The organism is Bradyrhizobium sp. sBnM-33 (assembly GCF_032917945.1).
Taxonomy (GTDB): Bacteria; Pseudomonadota; Alphaproteobacteria; order Rhizobiales; family Xanthobacteraceae; genus Bradyrhizobium.
Genome location: NZ_CP136624.1, coordinates 2,248,032 through 2,269,264, shown reverse-complemented (window position 1 = coordinate 2,269,264; position 21,233 = coordinate 2,248,032). Strand labels below are relative to the sequence as shown.

Annotated in this window: 17 protein-coding genes and 2 pseudogenes; 6 read left to right on the top strand and 13 right to left on the bottom strand. The window is 56.6% G+C overall.

The annotated features are described in order from the left end of the window. Positions 1-11: 11 nt before the first annotated feature. The 9 genes from RX328_RS10485 to RX328_RS10445 all read right to left on the bottom strand — a co-directional run bounded on the left by RX328_RS10485 (position 12) and on the right by RX328_RS10445 (position 10,359). Positions 12-1,229 (bottom strand): substrate-binding domain-containing protein, encoded by a 1,218-nt coding sequence (locus RX328_RS10485; RefSeq protein ID WP_213255572.1) that lies wholly within the window; start codon positions 1,227-1,229, stop codon positions 12-14. Positions 1,230-1,385: 156 nt separating this feature from the next. Then, entirely contained in the window at positions 1,386-2,204 is an 819-nt protein-coding gene (locus RX328_RS10480; RefSeq protein ID WP_213255570.1) for an ABC transporter ATP-binding protein, read from the bottom strand. Continuing rightward, positions 2,201-3,217, bottom strand: a complete 1,017-nt coding sequence (locus tag RX328_RS10475) for a branched-chain amino acid ABC transporter permease (protein ID WP_213255568.1) — start codon at positions 3,215-3,217, stop codon at positions 2,201-2,203. The genes RX328_RS10480 and RX328_RS10475 overlap by 4 nt, the downstream gene beginning before the upstream one ends. Positions 3,218-3,221: 4 nt before the next feature. Continuing rightward, a complete protein-coding gene (locus RX328_RS10470; protein WP_057855192.1) occupies positions 3,222-4,088 on the bottom strand; it encodes a branched-chain amino acid ABC transporter permease in 867 nt (288 codons plus the stop codon). A 23-nt stretch (positions 4,089-4,111) separates the two neighbouring features. Next, positions 4,112-5,239, bottom strand: a complete 1,128-nt coding sequence (locus tag RX328_RS10465) for an ABC transporter substrate-binding protein (protein WP_213255565.1) — start codon at positions 5,237-5,239, stop codon at positions 4,112-4,114. 25 nt (positions 5,240-5,264) lie between these two features. Then, on the bottom strand, positions 5,265-6,023 hold the full coding sequence (locus RX328_RS10460) for an ABC transporter ATP-binding protein (protein ID WP_213255564.1): 759 nt from the start codon (positions 6,021-6,023) through the stop codon (positions 5,265-5,267). Positions 6,024-6,058: 35 nt separating this feature from the next. Continuing rightward, on the bottom strand, positions 6,059-6,976 hold the full coding sequence (folD, locus tag RX328_RS10455) for a bifunctional methylenetetrahydrofolate dehydrogenase/methenyltetrahydrofolate cyclohydrolase FolD (RefSeq protein WP_213255562.1): 918 nt from the start codon (positions 6,974-6,976) through the stop codon (positions 6,059-6,061). Next, complete coding sequence (purU, locus tag RX328_RS10450; RefSeq protein WP_213255559.1) at positions 6,973-7,911, bottom strand: formyltetrahydrofolate deformylase; 939 nt, start codon at positions 7,909-7,911, stop codon at positions 6,973-6,975. Before purU ends, folD begins: the two co-directional genes overlap by 4 nt. Before the next feature lie 15 nt (positions 7,912-7,926). After that, complete coding sequence (locus RX328_RS10445; RefSeq protein ID WP_249727091.1) at positions 7,927-10,359, bottom strand: FAD-dependent oxidoreductase; 2,433 nt, start codon at positions 10,357-10,359, stop codon at positions 7,927-7,929. Positions 10,360-10,707: 348 nt separating this feature from the next. Between RX328_RS10445 and RX328_RS10440 the strand changes: the two genes are divergently transcribed. Then, on the top strand, positions 10,708-11,268 hold the full coding sequence (locus RX328_RS10440; RefSeq protein WP_249727085.1) for a helix-turn-helix domain-containing protein: 561 nt from the start codon (positions 10,708-10,710) through the stop codon (positions 11,266-11,268). A gap of 35 nt (positions 11,269-11,303) precedes the next feature. Here the strand turns inward: RX328_RS10440 and RX328_RS10435 are convergent. Beyond that, positions 11,304-12,190 (bottom strand): annotated as a pseudogene (locus RX328_RS10435) (LysR family transcriptional regulator). A 104-nt stretch (positions 12,191-12,294) separates the two neighbouring features. Here RX328_RS10435 and RX328_RS10430 point away from each other — a divergent pair. After that, positions 12,295-13,793, top strand: a pseudogene (locus tag RX328_RS10430) (CoA-acylating methylmalonate-semialdehyde dehydrogenase). Between the two features lie 464 nt (positions 13,794-14,257). Here the strand turns inward: RX328_RS10430 and ald are convergent. Beyond that, positions 14,258-15,370 carry an alanine dehydrogenase gene (gene ald / locus RX328_RS10425; RefSeq protein ID WP_213255553.1) on the bottom strand — a complete coding sequence of 371 codons (1,113 nt, stop codon included), beginning with the start codon at positions 15,368-15,370 and terminating at the stop codon, positions 14,258-14,260. Between the two features lie 132 nt (positions 15,371-15,502). On the opposite strand from ald, the gene RX328_RS10420 reads away from it, so the two are divergent. The 4 genes from RX328_RS10420 (at position 15,503) to RX328_RS10405 (ending at position 19,945) form a co-directional block, all read left to right on the top strand. Next, positions 15,503-15,994, top strand: a complete 492-nt coding sequence (locus tag RX328_RS10420; protein ID WP_057855186.1) for an Lrp/AsnC family transcriptional regulator — start codon at positions 15,503-15,505, stop codon at positions 15,992-15,994. Between the two features lie 830 nt (positions 15,995-16,824). After that, a complete protein-coding gene (locus RX328_RS10415; RefSeq protein WP_213257012.1) occupies positions 16,825-17,184 on the top strand; it encodes a DUF6788 family protein in 360 nt (119 codons plus the stop codon). Then, complete coding sequence (locus tag RX328_RS10410) at positions 17,181-17,924, top strand: hypothetical protein (protein ID WP_317258681.1); 744 nt, start codon at positions 17,181-17,183, stop codon at positions 17,922-17,924. The genes RX328_RS10415 and RX328_RS10410 overlap by 4 nt, the downstream gene beginning before the upstream one ends. A 641-nt stretch (positions 17,925-18,565) precedes the next feature. Continuing rightward, positions 18,566-19,945 (top strand): aspartate aminotransferase family protein, encoded by a 1,380-nt coding sequence (locus RX328_RS10405; protein WP_213257514.1) that lies wholly within the window; start codon positions 18,566-18,568, stop codon positions 19,943-19,945. Positions 19,946-20,151: 206 nt separating this feature from the next. Here RX328_RS10405 and tnpB read toward each other — a convergent pair whose 3' ends face one another. Further along, the gene (gene tnpB, locus RX328_RS10400) at positions 20,152-20,436 is read right to left on the bottom strand and encodes an IS66 family insertion sequence element accessory protein TnpB (RefSeq protein WP_213257512.1); all 285 of its coding nucleotides are present in this window, start codon (positions 20,434-20,436) and stop codon (positions 20,152-20,154) included. 155 nt (positions 20,437-20,591) lie between these two features. Beyond that, complete coding sequence (locus tag RX328_RS10395) at positions 20,592-20,762, bottom strand: hypothetical protein (protein ID WP_312018177.1); 171 nt, start codon at positions 20,760-20,762, stop codon at positions 20,592-20,594. Positions 20,763-21,233 lie beyond the last annotated feature (471 nt).

Sequence of the window (21,233 nt, the reverse complement as noted above, 5' to 3'; positions counted from 1 at the left end):
GCTGTTATGGCCTATTTGCTCTTGGCCATTGAGTTCAGCACGGAGTTCAACTCGTCACCACCAAATGCCTTGATCAGCTTGGGCACAGCCCATTCGACGCCCGGCACCGTGGTGTAAATCACGCCATAGAAATCATGGAGTGCCTGATGATTTTCCTTGCGGATGGTGAGTTGGCCGGTCGAACCCTCGAACGACATACCTTCGAAGGCAGCGACCAGCTTTTCGGAGTCCGAACCTCCTGACTTGATGACGGCATTGACGATGGCCAGGGCTGCGTCAAATGCGAACGCCGTTCCAACGTCGGGCGGAGAATTGAATCGCTTCTTGTGCTCGGCGACGAGCCATTCATTTTCGATGTTCTTGATGACTTCGTAGTAATAGGGGGTCACGCCCATCAGGTTAGGAATGCCCTTGTACGCGGCCATTCCCTGAAGCGGAGCAGCGGTCGTCGCTAGTTCGATTCCATAGCGAGCGGGATCCATCGCGTTGATCTTTGCGATCGGGCTGGTGCCGACCCAATTGACCCACAAGATCTTCTTGCCTGGGCGGTCCTTAAGCGCATCAAAGACGCGCTGCGCGACCCCAGTGAAGTCGGTGGTATTGATAGGCAGAAACTCTTCGGCCACGACGGTTGCGCCGGCTTTTGTCGCCGCCGATTTAAAGACCTGCGCGCTCTCGCGACCGAAAACATAGTCTTGAGCGAGCACTGCGACGAAAGTGTCTTTCCGGGCCAGAAGCGAGGCCGAGGCTACAGCTTCCTGCCCAACGGTTCGGCCCGTGCGAACCACATACCTGTTCCACTTGTCACCAGTGATGCTGTCGGCGCCGGCGACGTCGACGACGAGAGGCTTCTTGAGCTCCTCAGCAACGGGCATCATGGCCAGGGTGGTTGCAGATGAGGTGCTTCCGACCGCTATGTCGGCCTTATCGTCCTGAAAGGATTCTTCGATCAGCGCACGTGCCCGATCGGGCTTCAACTGGTCATCCTTTTGGATCACCACGATTGGTCGGCCATTCACCTTCATTGTGCCCTGCGTGGCATACTCTAGGCCGAGCTGCAGACCAATCTGGGCTTGCTTTGCGTAAACCTCGAAAGCGCCTGTGGTGCTCGTGATCAAAGCGATCTTGAAATCTTCGGCGAAGGCTGCCGACGAAACGCAACAAATCGCGGTCAAGAGGAATACGGATGATCGCGCAGTGCGCACACAACGTTTCGTGATGCCAGTCATCAAAAATCCTCCCCATTCTTGTCTACGGAGAGCTAAATCTCCCATCATAATTTTGTCAATATGAAATTTTGTCATGAATTTTCACGGACCGCCTGTTTTGTGCCAGGAGAACGCGTCCGTTTCGCAGGAGAAAGCCGCCCCGGCAACCAGACGGTCTTAGACCAACTGTTCGGATCTAAGAGCTCTGCGAGATCGCTGTCCGTCCTTTGGACTTCCAAGGTAAGCGGCAATTACATTCGGATCAGTAGCAATCTGATCGGGACTTCCGTCTGCAATAACCGATCCGTAGTTCATGACGGTTATCCGTTCACACAACCCCATGACGAATTTCATATCGTGCTCTACCAAGACAATCGTCAATCCCTGCCGGACCTGATTGCGCAAGAGGTCGCCAACGGTAGCCGTTTCGACGGGGTTTAAGCCCGACGTGACTTCGTCAAGGAGCAGAAGGCTGGGCTCGGTCGCCAACGCACGAGCGATCTCGACGAGACGGCGGTCACCGTAGGACAAGTCCGCTACCGGCGCGTCCTCTTTCGCCAGGAGACCGACGATCTCCAGAAATTCTCTCGCCGCAGAAACGGTTTTCGCTTCTTCCCTCCGCTTTCTGCCGATCGAGAACATGCTTCCCCATAGACCGACCGAGTTGTGGAGATGCCGCCCTGTTGCGACGACATCTAACACGGTCATTTCGTCAAAGAGTTTTGGGGTCTGAAAAGTGCGGCAGACACCGGAAGCCACCCGAGCCTCGGGGGCCATATGTGTGATCGCTTCGCCTCTGAAGCAAATCTCGCCGGTGCTTACGGTGGTGAGGCCCGATATCAGATCGAAAGCAGTGCTTTTTCCAGCCCCGTTGGGTCCAATGAGGCCATGTATGCTTGCCTCCTTCACGTCCATCGATAGTTTATTGACAGCCACAAGGCCGCCGAAGCGCCGCGTCACCTCGCGCAACGTCAGGATGACTTCAGAAGATCTCATCTTGCATGAATCCTCTTGCTGCGGCTCAAGGCAGCACCGGCACCCGCTATGCCCTTAGGCAGCAAGATCATCGAAGCAACAAGCAGAACTCCGAACGCAAGCATCTTATACTGCGCGAAGTCCCGTAAATATTCTGGAGCAACGATCAGGACGGCCGCTCCGATGATCGCGCCAGGAAGCGATCCTAGTCCGCCCACGGTTATCATGATCAGACATGTGAGCGACTCGTACCAGGTGAAACTTTCGGGGCTTAGAAAGCGCATGAGATGTGGCAGATATGCGCCCGCTATCCCGGCGATCGCGCAACCGAGTGTGATCACGATCATTCGATAGCGTGCCACGGGAATACCGACGCTTCGAGCCGCCGCTTCGTTCTGGCCGATCGCGCGGAAGGCACGACCGATTTTTCCGTGGCTAAGGCGAACGAGCAACCCATAAATGAGTGTGAGCGTTAGCGCTTCACATACGAACAGGCCTGTGCGCGTTTCGACCTGGAAACCAATCATGCTGATCACAGGAATTCCACGGACTCCGGCGCTACCGCCTGTCAGAGCAGTCCAATTGGAAAGAATCTGATGGACGACGATGCCAAACCCGAACGTCGCAATCTTGAAATAAACACCCGAAAGCCTAATCAACTGCGCCATCAGCAATCCGGCGGCAGCTGCCGTTAGCCCAGCAGCGGCGAGTGTCACGAGAAACGGCAGACCAAGAGTTTTTTGGAGAAGAACGGACGTGTAAGCTCCGATTCCCATGAAAGCCGCGTGCCCGAGGGACAGTTGCCCTGCGAGCCCGACCATAGTCTGTAAGCCGAGCGCAGAAATCGCGTAAATCGCAACGGCCAAGCCGAGGTAGAGATAGAAGCCACCGAGGCTCAAGGGCACAGACCAAAGAATGCTCACGATAACCGCAAAGACAATCCAGTCATTTCGATTCTGGCTTGTCGCGCTCGCGAAATCATTTTGCTGAGATAGCGACTCCTTTGCCGTTCTTAACGAGACAGCCTCTTGCACGTGCCTAGCCCCTTTTTCCCATTAGTCCGGTCGGTTTTACGAGCAGGATGCCGATCATGAGGAGGAAGGCTAAGCTGTCCTGGTACTCAGATGAAACGAGTTGACCTCCCAGCGTTTCACCAATGCCAATCACAAGGCCACCGATCACGGATCCCGGGATGCTGCCCAATGAGCCCAACACAGCCGCGGCGAACGCTTTAATTCCGAGCATTCCCATGTCGGCAGACACGAAGGTAATTGGCGCATAGAGAACGCCGGCCGCAGCACCGATACCCGAGGCCAACGCAAAGGAAGCCGCGGATGCAAATCTGCGATTCACTCCCATGATAGACGCAGTTTGAGCATCGTCAGCTGCCGCACGGAGGGCCAAACCGAGCCATGTCCGAGTGAAGAGGAGGTGAAGCCCAACGATCAACACCACCATCGTCAATCCGATGAGGGGATAGACTGCTGGTACAGGATACTGCCCGACCCTGATCGTCTCGTGCGTAAGAGGGATAGGATAGACCCGCGGATTTGCTCCCCAGATGAGCCTGGCACCATTGCTGAGAACGATGCCAATTCCCAGCGTGAGGAGCACGAGGTAAGTCTGGCTCGCTCCACGCTGAATGGCGGGCCAGAGTGCGCTTTGCGCGATGACGTACCCTAAGGAGGCCGTGAGCGCGGCCGCAAATGGGACAACAAGCCAAAACGGAAGAGCAGGAGCACTGATGATGATCGAATAACCGACGAAAGCCCCAACCATCATCAAGTCGCCTTGGGCAAAATTCACCAAGCCCATGGCGCGGTAGACCATGCTGAATCCGACGGCCACGAGGCTGTAGATGCAACCGACTGCCAGTCCGCTTAACAGCTGAAGCGAGAGATTCATGGTGGAACGCGCCTCGAACGGCTTTACTTGAGCAATGTATCGAGCTTGACCTTGCCGTCGACGAGTTCGGCCATGGGCAAAGGCCGTTGAGCGTCACCGTTTGACAGTATTGTGATCGGGCCTGTTGCGCCCTGAAATGCCTTGGTGTTGAAGATTTCGTCGCGGATTGTCTGCTTGGAAATCCCGCCCTTTGCGGCCGCCCGCTTCATTGCGTCGGCAAGGACATACATCGCATCATAGCCCATGCCTTCATATTGAGTTGGCGTTCTATGATAGCGTTCATTCCATTTTTGAACGAATTTCTTCCCGGCGTCCGTTTCGATGGAGCCGGCCAGATAATAGAGCAGGCCATAAGTCCCCTCGGCCGAAGGCCCGGCTATTTCACGATATTGGTCTATGCCAATCGCGCTTCCAACATAGAAGGGAAACTTGATCTGCATTTCTGCCATTTGTTTCGCCATTAGACCAGCTTCGGTGTAGTACCCCCAGAGCACGATATAGTCGGGCTTTGCCGATGCCACGGTCGCCAACGTTGGCCTAAACTCGCGGGACGTGGGTTCGTAAGCAATCTTTCCCTTGAGCTCGAGTCCGATTTCCTTGGCTCTCTTCTCGAATGCGTCAGCCAGCGGGATTCCGAAGTTATCGTTTCGGACGAGGAGATACGCGCTCTTTGCTCCCTTATCTTTTTTGAGCCACTCTGCAGTGCGCTCGGCCCAAGTGGTTGACGATTGCGCTATTCGCGCGAACCAGGGATTGTTCGCCAGCGTCAGGGCACTGTCCACGGCAAGTGGAGAGAGTTGTGGCACTTTCGCCTCTTTGGTGACCTCAATCGCCGCGGCTGTGCCGGCACTCGTGGAGCCGCCGACCACCGCCACCACGTCGTCAATGTCGATCATGCGCTGAACGGCCTGCGCGGCCACGCCAGGGCTTGCGGTGTCATCGGCCGGTATGAGCTTGATTTTGTCCGAACCCAAATATCCGGCATTGATTTCTTCAAGTGCTAATTGCGCACCAGCAAGACTTTCGGACCCGTAGGCCGCCGCCGGGCCGGACAATGGTCCGAAGAAGCCGACCGGAAAGTCCTTGGCCATGGCCGAAGACGCGAATGAGAGAAGAAGAGTTGCGAATATCCCAATACGAGCGAGTACCATCTTCCAATCCTCCATATGCAACACGTTAGACGCCAAGATAGCTTCGTTGAATCTCTGGATCGTTCTCAAGCGAGGCAGCGAGCCCCGATCGGACGATTGAGCCGCGCTCCAGAACGTATGCACGATCGGCCACATCAAGCGCCGCTGCTGCATTCTGCTCCACAAGAAGGATGGTCATGCCCTCCTTGGCGAACCGGTTGATCGTATCGAAGATCAATTCGATCAGCAAAGGCGCAAGCCCCATGGACGGTTCGTCCAATAGAAGGAGCCTAGGCTGTGCCATCATGGCCCGCGCCATGGCGACCATTTGCTGCTCGCCGCCAGACAGCGTTCCGGCAAGTTGATCACGACGTTCCGCCAACCGAGGGAAGAGATCGTAGACGCGTTCGAAGTGCCAAGAGGGCCCGAAACCAGTTCGACGAGAATAGGCGCCCATCGCGAGATTTTCCGCGACGGTCAGATTGGAGAAAACTCGCCGGCCTTCCGGCACAACAGCTATGCCGGCAGCAACGATACCGCTCGGCTTCAGACCGAGAAGAGACTTACCATCGAACGTCACCTGCCCGGCGTTGACAGGGAGCAAGCCGCAGAGTGCATTGATCAGCGTTGTCTTTCCGGCGCCGTTGCGGCCTAAAAGGCAAACCACTTCGCCCGCGCTAACATGAAGCGAAACGCCGTGAAGAACATCGACCCCAGCGACGTAGGAAACTTGAATTCCGGACACGGCCAGGAGTTTTGGTTCGTCGATCGTTATGCTTGCGGGCGTTAAGTGGGAAGCGTTCATTAGCAGGGCCCCCATCCGCTAGCTGGGATAATTGGTCACGAGTTACCGATAGGCGAAGAGACGCCGTGTCGGCGACAGGCGGCGTGGATTGTATTTCTGAGAAGACAAGCGATCGTCATGGGGCCTACCCCGCCCGGGACCGGGGTAAGCGCGCCGGCCACGGCACGCGCGCCTGCAAAGTCCACGTCGCCGACCAATTTCTGACGCCCCTCATGCTCGGCTCGATTGATCCCAACGTCGATCACAATTGCACCGGGCTTGATCCAGTCACCACGAATGAGCTCGGGCTGGCCGACAGCAGCTACAAGAATATCCGCGCGGCGACACAGCGAAGGAAGATCCTCGGTCCTGGAGTGCGCGACTGTGACTGTGCAATTTTCTCGAAGTAGAAGTTGTGCGAGCGGTTTACCGACGATGTTGGAACGTCCAACGATGACGGCATTCAGTCCAGCGAGCTGACTCCGAACTCCCTTAATCAGCAGCATACAGCCAAGCGGAGTACAGGGGACTAGCGCCCCCCCGCCGAGCGAGAGCTTGCCTACATTCATCGGATGAAAACCGTCTACGTCCTTCGCCGGATCGATGGCCGCGGTCACTTTTTGCGCATCGATATGGGAAGGTAGCGGCAACTGGACGAGGATGCCGTCCACATCGTGAGCGGAATTCAGCCGATCGATCAACGACAACAGATCTGTTTCGCTCGTCGTGCTTGGCAGTTCGTGATGAAACGAACGCAAACCAGCTTCAACAGAACGGCGAATCTTGTTGCGGACATACACCGAACTCGCCGGATCGTTGCCAACAAGGACTACGGCCAATCCGGGTGTAAGCCCCCTCTCCACAAGGTTCTCAACTGCACTTCGCAGCTCAGAATGGAGCCCTGCCGCAACCGCGGCACCATCGATGAGAGTGGCCTCACTTGTGTGACTGCCCTTCGTGTCCTGGACGTTCATCGAAAGATCACCGTGCGATCGCCATTCATGAGTATTCTATTTTCGGCATGCAGCTTGACGGCCCGCGCCAGGACAGCGGCCTCGACATCTCTTCCGATCGCCGAAAGATCGTCTGGCGTCAGGGAGTGATCCACACGGAGCACATCTTGTTCAATGATTGGACCTTCATCCAAATCTGCCGTGACGTAGTGGGCTGTTGCCCCAATCAATTTGACCCCTCGTGAGTGAGCCTGATGATAGGGCCGGGCTCCTTTGAAACTCGGCAGGAAGGAATGGTGTATATTTATGATCCTGCCGGACATCTTTTGACAAACATTGTCCGACAAGACTTGCATGTACCGCGCCAAGACAATGAGATCGATCCGCTCCTGCTCAACCAATTCGAAAAGCTTTGCCTCCTGCGCGGGCTTCGTATCAGTGGTGATAGGCATATGATGAAAAGGAAGGTCATAGGAAGCAGCGAGCCGGTAGAAGTCCCGGTGATTGGAGACGATCAACGGGATTTCGACGGAAAGGGTGCCGGTTGCGTACCGGAACAGCAGGTCGTTCAGACAATGCCCCGCCTTCGACACCATGATCAGGAGACGAGGCTTCGACTTGCAGTCATGAAATTCCCAGGTCATGCCGAATGAAGTGCTGACTTCCGAGAATTCCGCCTGCAGGTCCGTCAGCAGGACGCCAGGCGCATCAAACGACACGCGCATGAAAAGCCTTCCAACGCTGCGGTCCGAGAATTGAGCACTGTCACGGATATTGCACCCGTGCGTGGCGAGAAAGCCTGATACGGCGTGCACAATCCCAATTCGGTCCGGACAGGAAAATGTCAGAATGAAATCGGGACGCAGGGAGCGATCTTTGGAAGACGTGTCGACAACTGACGTTTGCGTTTCGGCATGAATAGGTCGAGGCTCGAATACGACGCTTGTTTCGGTCATGACAATTGTACTCTTCTACGAGGCCGCGGCTGAGACGAGAGCATCCGCCCCGACATCCTTTACGCGACTGTTGTTGGGATCATAAAATGGACGCAGTGAAGCGCGTGCGGGTATGCGCACGCCGGCGACCTCGACTTCGAAGTTTCCGGTCTGGAGAAAGGTTGCATCGATCATGCGGTTTGAGTCATCGATGAATCCCAATCCCAAGCAGGTGCCGACTGTATGTCCGAACATGCCGGACGTGATACGGCCAACGAGCCGGCCGTCGTGCCATATCGGCTCGTTGTGGTAGATCAACACGTTCGGATCGTTCAGCGCGAGGTGGATCATTTTTCGCCGCGGCCCTGCGTCCCTCTGGCGTAGCAGTGCATCTCGTCCGATGAAGCCTTGCGGCTTCGACCACGCCACCGCAAAGCCGAGACCTGATTCCAATGGGGTGTCCTCGTCCGTGACGTCGTGCCCCCAATGACGGTATCCCTTCTCCATTCGCAGAGAATTCATGGCATGATAGCCAGCCAGACGCATATCTGATGCCGCGCCTTCTTCGACGAGGCAATCATAGACCCCCTGCACGAACTCTGTAGGGATGTACAATTCCCATCCGAGTTCGCCGACATAGGTAATGCGGCTTGCCCTGACTTTGGCGTAGCCGAGGTCAATGACTTGGGAGGTTGCGAAGGGAAATGCTGAGTTGGAGAGGTCCGCATTCGTAAGCTTGCTCAGGAGCTCCCTGGATTTCGGACCCATGACGCCCAGCACGGCGTAGGCGGAGCTTACGTCGATCGCGATTGCTCGAGATCCTTCGGGAATGTGACGGCTCAACCAGGCAAAGTCCCTGACTTGCGTCGCCGCCGCCGTTACGATGAGGAATCGCTTCAAACCTTCGCGCGTGACGGTAAGATCCGCTTCAATACCGCCTCGTTCATTGAGCCATTGCGTATAGACGATACGGCCGACCGGCACCGAAACGTTATTCGAACATATCCTGTTCAGGATGGATTCTGCATCATCCCCTTCAAGGATGAATTTCGCGAAGGACGATTGATCGAACAATCCCACACTTTCCCGTACTGCCCGATGTTCTGCGGCTGAGAGTTCGAACCAATTCTGACGACCGTAACTATATTCGTATTTTGCCTCTCGTCCCTTCGGCGCGAACCAGTTCGGCCGTTCCCAGCCCGCGACCTCTCCAAAACAAGCTCCTTGCGCAAGCAAGCGATCGTGGAGAGCCGAGCGGCGAACTCCTCTTGCCGTATCGGGCTGTCGGAAGGGCCAATGCATGGCGTACAAGAGACCGAGAGCTTCGACAGTGCGGTCCTTTAAGTATCGTCGATTGGACTGGAACGGCATGACGCGCCGCACATCAACGTCCCAAAGGTCCATCGGCGGATGACCGTCGACAATCCAGTCGGCCAGGACTTTACCTGCTCCACCCGCCGACCGAATACCGATCGAGTTGAAGCCGGCCGCCACGAATAGATTCCGCACTTCCGGCGTCTCGCCCAGCATGTAGCGGTCGTCGGGCGTGAAGCTTTCGGGACCGTTGAAAAACAACTGGATCCCGGTTTTTGACAGTATTGGCACACGACGAATTGCCCCTTCGAGCAGTGGCTCAATATGCTCAAGGTCATCTGGCAGAGTGTCGAACTCAAAGCTCTCGGGGATTCCTTGCATACCCCACGGCTTTGCGATCGGCTCGAACCAACCGACCAGCAGCTTGCCGGCATCTTCCTTGAAGTAAGTACAGGCATCGCCGTCACGCAGTACGGGAAGATGCTTTCTGATTTCAGGCACCGGCTCAGTCACGATGTAGAAGTGCTCGGCCGCGTGAAGAGGGACAGTCGTGCCGGCTTTTGCGCCAAGCTCCCTCGCCCACATGCCAGCACAATTGACGACGAATTCAGCTGTTATATCAGCGTCCTTTGTTCGCACGCCCGTGGCACGGCCATTTTCGATGAGAATGTCGGTAACCGCGATATTTTCAAATATCTTCGCCCCACGACCCCTCGCTCCCCTTGCTAGAGCTTGCGTCGTATCCACCGGGTTTGTCTGCCCGTCTTTCGGAAGGTGCACCGCGCCAACGAGGTCCTCGGTCGCCATCAAAGGCCAAAGATCACCTGCCTCCTTTGCAGACATGACGTTGACTTCCAACCCGAAACATCGGGCCATCGAGGCTCCACGCCGGAGCTCTTCAAAACGCTCATGGTTGTTCGCGATTGCGAGCGATCCAATCTGTCGGTATCCGGTATTTTGACCCGTTTCGCGCTCGAGCTCAGAGTAAAGCTCTGTCGTGTATTGAGCTAATCGTGTGAGATTGTGAGTTGCACCAAGCTGCCCAACGAGACCCGCAGCGTGCCAAGTGGTGCCGGACGTAAGCTGCTTTCGTTCGAGCAAAACAACGTCCCTCCAACCGCGAAGGGTCAGATGGTAGGCCAGACTGCAGCCCATGATTCCGCCGCCAATGATGACGACTTGAGCCGACTTGGGAAGTTCCGTCACACCCGATCTCCGATCCAACGGTGAAATTCTGGCAGATTTTTTCACCTGTGTGAACGCATTTTTTCACAACGGGGGTGTTTTTTTTCAAAATTGTGCCAGCTATAAAGAATCGAGCGCTCTGGGCAACCGAGCGCGCCTAGGTTTGCGAGACGTTGGCTTCTGATGTGGTCCCGGTGCACTCCGTCGATCATCGAGAGGACTTTCGTGCTAGCGTTATTTTGAAGGTCGAAGGAGTCGATGGGTATTAGGTCGATACGCGCGGCTGACGAATGGGCCGCCACAGAGTCGGGATCCAGCATGGACCCTGAAGCCGCCGTGGGCGGGCAGATCCGTGAATTGCGCAAAATCAAGAAGTTGACCTTGACCCAGCTTGCCCAGGCAGCAGGAATCTCGATCGGCTATTTGAGTCAAATTGAGCGAAATCAATCCAAGCTGCCTATCGGAGTTTTGAAGAAGCTCAGCGACGTTCTCGGCGTCCATATGAATTGGTTCTTCAATGGCAACTTGCAGGCTGCCTCCGATGAAAGGGACGTCATCGTTCGTAAAGCGCATCGCCGACGCCTGACATTTACCGGGCTAGGCATCGCTGAAGAGCTTCTGTCTCCCAATCTCGCCGGTCCTCTCGAACTCCTTCTGAGCACAATCGAACCAGGCGCTGATAGCGGCGAGTACAGCCATGATGGCAATGAAGCGGGCATTCTGATTGCAGGTCGATTGGACTTATGGGTTGACGGAAAGTGCTTTCAGCTTGAGGAGGGTGATAGCTTTTCGTTCAGCAGCACCTCGCAACACCGCTGCGCAAATCCAGGAAAGGTGCCCGCAAAGGTGGTTTGGGTGATTACTCCGCCGCATTACTAGTGAGTATCTTTCACTCGATTGGGCAGCGAAATCGGTCAATCCATCTCGAGGTCGATCCTCGCGGCCTTGACTGAAGTCGTGATGAAGCGGCGTACCTCCTGAACACGACGGGTCTCGTGCGTGTCGGAATGCGAAGTCAGCCAGTAGCTTCGCACGAATCGCACTTTGGGGAGCAGGCGCTGTAGTTCGGGATAATTTCGGGCCGCGTAATCATGCAAAATGCCGATTCCGTGGCCGCTTCGCACGGCCTCTATCTGGGCAACGACGCTGCCGCATTCGTAGCGACGCGACATCAGGCGGCCAAGAGCCGAGGCATAGTCCAGCGCCCGGCTGTATACGAAGTCCTCCACGTGCGTGACGAACAGTCGCCCGCCAGATCAGATTGACTTTTGACTTCGCCTTCACGCGACAAATAGCTCTGCGCCGCATAGACGCTCAACGTATAGTCAGTCAATTTTGAAATGATTAGCCGTCCTTGCTTTGGCTCGTCCAGAGTGATTGCAATATCCGCCTCGCGCCGCGACAATGAAAACGTGCGGGGAAGCGGAACGAGCTGAATGACAAGACCAGGGTGTCTGGCAGCTAGCGCTCCGAGCCGGCTAGCCAAAAAATAGTTGCCCAGTCCGTCCGGCGCCCCGACGCGCACGGTGCCAGTAATCGCTTCGGTAGCACCGCCGATGCTTGCGCCGACTTTGAGAAGCTCACTCTCGGCGCGTTCTGCAGCGGCAACCAGGGCCTCACCTGCCAGTGTGAGCGTGCAACCTGAGACGTGGCGCTCGAGCAGCTTGGCGTTGAGACCTTTCTCCAACGCGGTAAGTTGACGGGCGACCGTCGCATGGTTGAGCCGCAACCGCTTTGACGCCTTCAGGATCTGCCCAGCACGCACGACTTCCAGGAATATCCGAACCCGTTCCCAATCCATTGACTACACTTTCTGCACAACGGAGCCGCGAACACGGCGATTGATGTGCAGATTCATGCGCTTCATATCGATCGGGATCAAGCATCCGACAGAGGAGCGCAACGATGTCCGCGACCATTCCGAACTTCATCAACGGCCAAGTATTCCAGGGTCGAGGCAGCAGGACCTCGCCCGTTTTCAACCCCGCGAGCGGCGAACAGTCCGGAACGCTGGGCTTAGCTTCGGCAGAAGACGTAAGCGCTGCAGTGGTTGCGGCAAGAGAGGCCTTTCCGGCGTGGGCTAGCACGCCTCCGCTTCGGCGCGCGCGCATTCTCAACCGCTTCTTGCGAATCCTTGAGGACCGGATCGATGAACTCGCCCAAGTGATCACTGCCGAACATGGCAAGGTTCTGTCAGACGCGAAAGGAGAGATTCAGCGGGGAATGGAAGTGGTGGAGTTTGCGACCGGCGCGCCCGAACTCCTCAAAGGTGAAATCACCGAAAATGTCGGCACCCGCGTCGATTCCCATTCGCTGCGGCAACCGCTCGGGGTCGTCGCCGGCATCACCCCATTCAATTTTCCTGCAATGGTTCCGATGTGGATGTTTCCCGTCGCGCTCGCCTGCGGAAACACCTTCGTTCTCAAGCCCTCCGAGCGCGTGCCATCGGCCTCGCTTATCCTAGCCAGGTGGCTCAAAGAGGCAGGTCTCCCCCCGGAGTGTTCAACGTCGTCCAAGGCGATAAGGAGGCGGTTAATGCACTTCTCACACACGCTGACGTCTCGGCTGTGAGTTTTGTCGGTTCGACGCCAATCGCACGCTATATCTACGAGACCGCAACGCGTCACGGCAAACGCTGCCAGGCACTCGGTGGCGCCAAGAACCACATGATCATAATGCCCGACGCCAATATGGACCTGGCAGTTGATGCACTGATGGGGGCAGCTTACGGTTCGGCGGGCGAGCGCTGCATGGCTATTTCGGTTGCTGTCCCTATTGGCGATGCCACCGCGCAAGAACTCATCCAAAAACTGGCACCGAAGGTTCGCGCATTGACCATTGGCCCCGGCACCGATCCCAGCGCAGAAATGGGGCCGCTCGTGACGAAACAACACCTTGACAAGGTTCGCGCTTACGTCAACGCCGGCGTTGCCGAGGGTGCAGAACTCGTTGTTGATGGGCGCGATTTTAAGCGACAAGGGTACGAGAACGGTTACTTTATTGGGGGGACCCTCTTCGACCGAGTGACAACGGAAATGCAAGTCTATCGAGAGGAGATCTTCGGCCCTGTGCTCGCGGTGGCCCGCGCTGGCTCCTATGACGAGGCGGCCGACATGATAAACAAGCACGAGTTCGGCAACGGCACCGCAATATTCACCAGAGACGGCGATGCGGCACGAGAATTCGCTCACCAGATTCAGGTCGGAATGGTGGGCATAAACGTTCCCATTCCCGTTCCGATGGCATTTCATTCGTTCGGAGGGTGGAAGGCTTCTCTTTTCGGAGATCACCACATGCACGGCCCCGAAGGAGTGCGATTCTACACCAGACTGAAAACAATCACGACGCGATGGCCAACGGGCATCCGGAGCGGCGCAGAATTCGTGATGCCGACGATGATCTGATCCATAGGATCGCCGGTTTGATCCTGCCGGCGACTCCCACTTATCCAGTCCAGACAGCCATAGCACGTAGCCCCGAGTTGCAGGGTGAACGCGTTCCACCGAAGTGTTTCAGTCGCTGTCCGACTTCGAGAAGTAAGCAAATCCTTCAGCCGCAGTTCCTCCTGCAGGGCCGTCCGGGTATTGCTAGCCATTCGGATTGCGTTCCGCGCAAACGCTGCCGTGCTCACGCACAGCGCGGGAGCGCAGCTCGTCCTTGATTCCCCTCGGCACGAGTTTGAGTTCAGTGGGACTTTCCCTCAATGTCGAGGGCGGGCGTGTCCCCAACACACGGACTCAGTTTCTTTCGGTTCGACCAGAGATTCTAAGGCAGCTGAAATCGTGAATTTATTACCAAAAAAAGGGCCACTCCTTCCGGAGTGGCCCGCCAAGTCAGGGAGGAAACGTCCCCAGTGGGACCTCTGTGATCAGGCCGCCGCCTGTTCGATCGGTGCAAACGGGAGGCCGAGGCTCTCAGCAACAGCCCTATAGGTGAGCCGGCCCCGATGGACATTGAGACCTGCGCGCAGATGCGGATCGTCGAGCGCTGCTGCGAGCCCCCTATTGGCAAGGGCCAAACCAAACGGCAGTGTCGCATTGTTCAGCGCATGGCTCGAAGTCAGTGGGACGGCTCCCGGCATATTGGCGACACAGTAGTGAATCACCCCGTCCACCTCATACGTTGGATCAGCGTGCGTGGTCGGACGTGATGTCTCGAAACAGCCGCCTTGATCAATCGCAACGTCGACAATCACCGAGCCCTTACGCATTGAACTCAACATGCTACGGGTGACGAGTTTTGGCGCGCTCGCACCCGGCACAAGTACGGCGCCGATGACAACGTCCGCTGCAAAGACCTCCTCCTCGACGGCTTCGATCGTCGAGAACCTGGTTCGAACACGGCCTTCGAATAGTTCATCCAATTCGCGAAGCCTAGGAATAGAGCGGTCGAGGATTGTAATCTCGGCACCTAAGCCCGCCGCCATCCGGGCCGCATGGGTACCAACAACGCCACCTCCGACCACCACTATCCTAGCCGGCTGGACACCGGGAACACCACCGATCAGCAGCCCTCGCCCCCCAGCGTATCGCTTTAGGGCAGCACCGGCCGCTTCGATCGCAAGCCTGCCGGCGACCTCGCTCATCGGAGCTAGCAATGGAAGACCGCCACGCGCGTCAGACACGGTTTCATAGGCAACAGCGGTGCAGCCAGATTTCATAAGGCCTTTGGCTTGCTCTGGATCAGGCGCAAGATGAAGATAGGTGAAGAGGATCTGGTTTTCTCGTAGGAGGGCCCACTCGGACGGCTGGGGCTCCTTTATCTTCACGATCATCTCGCTCGATGCAAACACCTCGTGAGCTGAGCCCACAATGGCCGCGCCAGCTTTGCGGTAGTCCTGATCTGCCGCGCCGATGCCGACGCCGGCATCGGTTTCGATCACCACAGTGTGGCCAGCGGCTACATATTCACGAACTGCTCCAGGGGTGAGGCCGACGCGATACTCATGCGACTTGATTTCCTTTGGAACACCGACTTTCATCTCCACCCTCCGATCTGGAAGATCTCCTTTTAGCCGGAAGAGCAGTTTGATTTTCTGCAAACTTGCGAAGCTGGAACGAAAAGGTGCAGAACTTTAACCGTTTTTGGCACTACCACGCAGGATTCCAAACAAATGGATGCCGACAGAATCGACCTAACAATTCTCGCTGAGCTCAGCACGAACGCGCGGATCAGTCAGACTGAACTATCCAATCGAATGGGTTTGTCTAGCACTGCAATCGCGCGACGTCAGCGTACGCTAGAAGATGAAGGCTACATCACCGGATATCAGGCGACGCTTGACCTCACTCGGTTCGGCCTCAACACAACGGTGCTGGTGAGAGTCACGCTGGACAGCCAAAGTGACGATGCATTGAAACTATTCGAAACTGGTATCGTCAAATGCCCATCGGTCGTCCGTTGCTTCCTAATGTCTGGAAGCGACGACTATCTTCTCATAGTGCTGGCTCGTGATATTGAAGATTTCGAACGAATCCACCGTACTGAACTCTCTTGCCTCCCACGAGTTTCACGCATTCAGTCGAACTTTGCCATACGTGAAATAGTCAGTCGCGCAGTTCCTCCGGCTATCTTCGGAAACCCGGTGCGCTACGCAGGCAGATAACCTGTCCTGACAACCAGTTTGACGTAAACAATAAGACCAGCAATTATTCCGTGCGACTTGCCAGCGACCGCGTTTCGAGCATCATCAAGGAATGCAGCTTGAGCAATAGTCCTGCACCACACTTTCCGAATCGATTTACTATTACGGTACCTGGTCATGTCCGGCGCGCTGGTCGTCAGCAAAAGCCTGATCATCGAAAGAGCCCGGGAGCAACCAATTCTGATGTCCGCGGCGACTCGGAGGTGCTGCAGAAAGCCAATCGAATGACAGATTCAACGGAACACTTGGACACATGCAACAACTCGCCATTGGTTTCGACGTGCCGTTGGAATTTCGAGATCTACGCTGGGCGATCGTCGTTTCCAGCATCGGAGCCTTCGTCAGGCGGCAGAGACGCTCAGAATCAAGCAGTCGACCCTGACTCGACTGTTTGCGCGAAGGCCAGGAACTCCACCATACCGCCCGGCGATTCGTGGAAGAGACAGAAGCAGTTGGGAGTTGTGTTAAAAGTCGATCACGCGGTGAAAGCGGTCGATTGGCGATCGGCGTCCAAGCCTCATTTTCAGCCGGAAATTTTAGGCAATCCGCCTCGACCACCGGCACCGTTTCCGCGATGTTGATGCCCGTATTGTCGACGGATCGAGCGACTATCTGATCTCCGACCTTGTCAGTTCCGCGATCGACGTCGCCTGCCCACGTGAGCTTCTATGTCTGCGCCTAGACTAGTTTCTGTCGCGAAAGACATTTCGCCCTTTAAAATAGGGGTTATTTCGCGATTTTCGAGCACGTTTTTCTTGCGGCGTACATGTGCATGGTATCACATTCTTCATATGAAGCATGTTGATTCGGAATCGCCTTCGGATGTCGCGCGCTGGCTGCGAAGCGAATCGACGAATCTCTGGCCTGCGCTTCTGGGTTCGCTGAGCCTGCGTCGTAGCCGGTGCATCCGCAAGAATTGCCCTGCGTGCCAGTCTGGCGAACAGCATCAAAGTTATGTGCTCTACGGTCGCGCGAACGGCCGTCGCGTTGCCGTCTACGTGCCGGAAGAGCTTGTGCCGGAGGTTCAGCGCAACCTGGACAACGGGCGCGCTCTGCAGGATCTGCTGCACCAGGCGGCACCGCGATACATCAAAGCGCTGAAGCGACAGCGCGCCGAAGCATCCAAAAGCAAGAAGAGCCGAGCGGTGTGAGAGCGACAGCGCGACAGATCAGCTTTGCCGATTGGGAGCTGATGCGGCAACGTGATCAGGGCATTTGCCTGGAGCCGCTGCTGGAGGCGATATCCGGCTTTCTCGACGACCAGCGGGACGTCATCGAGCGTGTCCGGCGGGATCTGGTGCGTGGCCTGAAGCAGCCAGATAGCGGTCGTCACGGATTGACGGCGACACAGGTTCTGCGCTCGCTGGTTCTGATGCGGCTCAAGAACTGGGACTATCGCGAGTTGCGTGAACGCATCGCAGATGGATTGACGCTTCGTCAGTTCACCGACTTCTACTGCGCGCCGGTGCCGAAGCACGACGCCTTCCAGCGTGGCTTCATCCGTCTGACCCCACAAACGCTGAAAGCGGTCAACGATTTGGTGGTTCGGGCAGCTGACCTGATTGCTTTGCAAAGCGGTCCGAGTAGTCCGCATTTACGACGCTGCTCATTGCATCGAGCATCCCCCACTGATCAAGAAGTCCGTCCAACTTCATTTGGCCTGGGTAGTCCTTGTGAGCGACTTCCCGCAACGCTTTGTATCCGGAAGCGAGTTTCATGGCTCCATCTCCGCACTGGCTGTAGTGGCCCGTCGCTCTTCCAGCAACAGCCGTGCCAGTCGCAGGATGATACTCCCTTGCTTGACAGGACCCGAGCTCGTACAGCATGTCCGCTGGAATGCCCGCGGCGCCTTGTCGAGTTTGCGACATCAGAGCTATCAAACCGGGCATAGATGGTCCGTAAGCGGTCATTTTCCCCCACCTTGTTGTAGGCGAACTGGTCTGCAATACGCTTTCGTTATGAAGAGAGCGGACCGCAGCATGATTGCGGATATTGTTGACGCATTGTGGCTCGGGTTCGGCGCCGCCGTTGGTGCGACGGTGTCAAGGCAGAGATCGTGGCGGACCTACGCGCCAGGCGCATTGATGTTGGAGGTCGGTCGTCGGCAGGCGATCTCGCCGCAACAACTTTCAGCCGGGCGCAGAAGGCTTGTTGAAGCTATCGGAGGGCACCAAGCCGGTGGCGACGAGGCCATCAGGTTCGACTGCGATCCTGAATCGGAGTTCGTCAAGCGGACAGGCTTCTGCCGCGCTCGGCGGCCCAGGCCAAGGCATGAGTTCGTCCAGTGGGAGACCGGCCAGAGATTGACCAGCTTAGTGAGGACGTCGGTCAGCTCATCGAGCTAACTACTAATGTTCGTAGGTTCACGCCATAGCCAGCTTTGCTATGGTCGCATGTCGATGCGAGGTGGGACAAAATCTCCGGGTTCACTTCCATTCGAGGCTGCCCCTCTTGGGAGGACGGAGCCAAGATAGTTAGCTCGGTGCACTCTGATATGTGCACTCTGACATGCACACGGGACGTAAGCAGCATATGTTCGACAAATCTAACGAACTCAGCCCTTGGGACCGCGATCACTTCTTCCATCCCGCGACGTATGCTGGAGCGCATGCGCGAGGTGAAATGCCAACACGCGTGATGAGCAGAGGGGATGGTGTCTACATCACTGATACGTCGGGCCGCACTAGTCTCGACGCCTTTGCGGGTCTTTCTTGCGTGAATGTTGGATACGGCCGCCAAAAGATAGCCGAGGCGATTGCAAAACAGGCGAAAGAACTCGCCTACTATCACGCTTATATCGGTAACGGCACCGAAGCCCCCATCAGGCTGTCTAAAATGATCATAGATCGCGCGCCGCGAGGCATGAGCCGGGTCTATTTCGGCCTCTCGGGCTCAGATGCGAACGAGACGAATATAAAACTGACATGGTACTACAACAACGTGCTTGGCCGACCGGAGAAGAAAAAAATCATCTCGCGCTGGCGCGGCTATCACGGTTCAAGTGTAATGACGGGTTCGCTGACGGGGCTTGAACTGTATCACAACGCCTTTGATCTACCGCGTGCGCCAATTCTGCACACTGAGGCACCCTACTATTTCCGCCGCGCCGACCGAACGGTCGGCGAGGAGCAGTTCGCCCAAGATTGCGCCGACAAGCTCGAAGACATGATCCTGTCCGAGGGGCCTGATACAGTCGCGGCATTCATCGGAGAGCCGATCTTAGGCGCCGGCGGTATCGTTCCGCCGCCCACTGGCTACTGGAAGAAGGTGCAGTCGGTACTAGAGAAATACGACGTTCTACTCATCGCGGACGAAGTCATCACCGGCTTCGGCCGCCTTGGGACCATGTTCGGCTCCGAGCACTACGGCATTAGGCCGGACCTAATCACCATCTCGAAAGGCCTCACCTCCGCGTACGCGCCTCTGTCAGGCGTAATCGTTTCTGAGAAGATTTGGCAGGTGCTCATACAAGGCTCCGATCAACTTGGCATGATTGGTCATGGCTGGACCTGTTCCGCCCATCCGATCTGCGCGGCGGCTGGCATCGCGAATCTCGAATTGGTCGATGAGATGGGCTTGATCGTTAATGCTCGGGATACCGGCGCCTACCTCCGCGCTGCACTGACTGAAGTGCTCGACGGTCACAGAAACGTTGGAGAGGTACGGGGGGACGGGCTGATGGCGGCGCTGGAATTTGTTAAGGACAAGGATGACCACGCCTTCTTCAATCCAACCAAAAAAGTTGGTCAGCAAGTAGCCGCTGCCCTGCTCGAGCGTGGCGTGATCGGCCGGGCCTTGCCGCAAGGCGATATTCTCGGGCTCGCTCCGCCGCTATGCTTAACGACTGAAGAGGCCGATATCATCGTCGAGAAGACAGCGAGTGCAGTCAAGGCGGTGTTTGCCAATCGATAGGTGGGCTGCTGCATAGAGCCATAGAAACTGGATCCCACAGCTATCACTAGCCTTACGAGCGTACAGTTGCTTCACTAGTGCTTGGAAACGGCCGCGTTTGCGTTAATGCTGCCCGTCGAAGACGTCGTGCATACACGGGTCACACGTCGAGCACATCTGCGCCGCCGGCGCCATGCCAAACTCGGCCCAAAGTCATTCTGCCGCACTTATCCAGCGATCTGTGGACGCTGCGCTTCCTCCGGCCGGACCAATCGCCAATCCAGACTCTCGAACAGCGCGGCACACATCGCCGGCGATATACGCATCAAGCCATCCGCAGACTTTGACCACACGAACTTGCAGCCCTCAAGGCGCTTGTGCACCAGCACCAGGACCGTTCGATCCCACACCAAAATCTTGATCCGGTCCGCCCGTTTCGACCGGAACACGAACGCTGCACCGCTGAACGGATCGAGACCAAGCATCTCCTGCCTTCGCAGCAAGCCCATCATGCCCACAGCGGAAGTCCGGGCTGCGTCTCGATGTAGATCTTCAGATCAGCACTGGGCGTGATCAACGTGACGATCGCACCGCGCGATCAACCGAGACAGTTGCTCACCGTCAATGGCCGCTTCCGTCCGCACAACGACGTCGCCAATCGCAATCTCTAGCTTGACCACCGAAACGTGACGCTCCCTAATGGCCCTTCCACAACCAGCGGCGCGAACGGCGGCCGTGAAGCTTCGCACAACGGCAATTCGCCTCGCTGCCGAAAGCGTTGCCGCCAATCGTAAATCTGCCAACGAGTCGCGCCGTGCCTGCGAGCCACTTTCGCCACCTGAGTGCCGGGCAGCAGGCTTTCCGCGAGGATCCGAGCCCGCTCGGTCTCCGAACGCACGCGACGTCCGGACGGGCCCTCAAGCAGCTCAAGCCGGCTGACCGCTGCAACTGACGAGCTGTCTTAATGGACGTCCTTTTTGCCGTCCAATCCCATCCCGCCCCCCGTTCCAATCCGGAGGCTTCTTCACACATCTAATCTATCGTGGAACCGAGGGTATCGGCTTAGCGCTTATGATTAATTCGTCCTGGCTTAATAAGGTCGAAATAAGCAGGTTCGAGAGCACATCGAAGCCTTCCGATTCTGCGCATAGAATGAAAGGGCCGTCTCTTCATCCTAGAGATCCGTCGGCGAACGACGAACTAAGGGGCCGTATCCGTCAGTTATGATTCCGGAATTGCGCCAAAAAGGTCACACCGCGCATATTTGAAGCGCCCGCAAATGATCACGTTTCCGCATTCTGACTGCTTG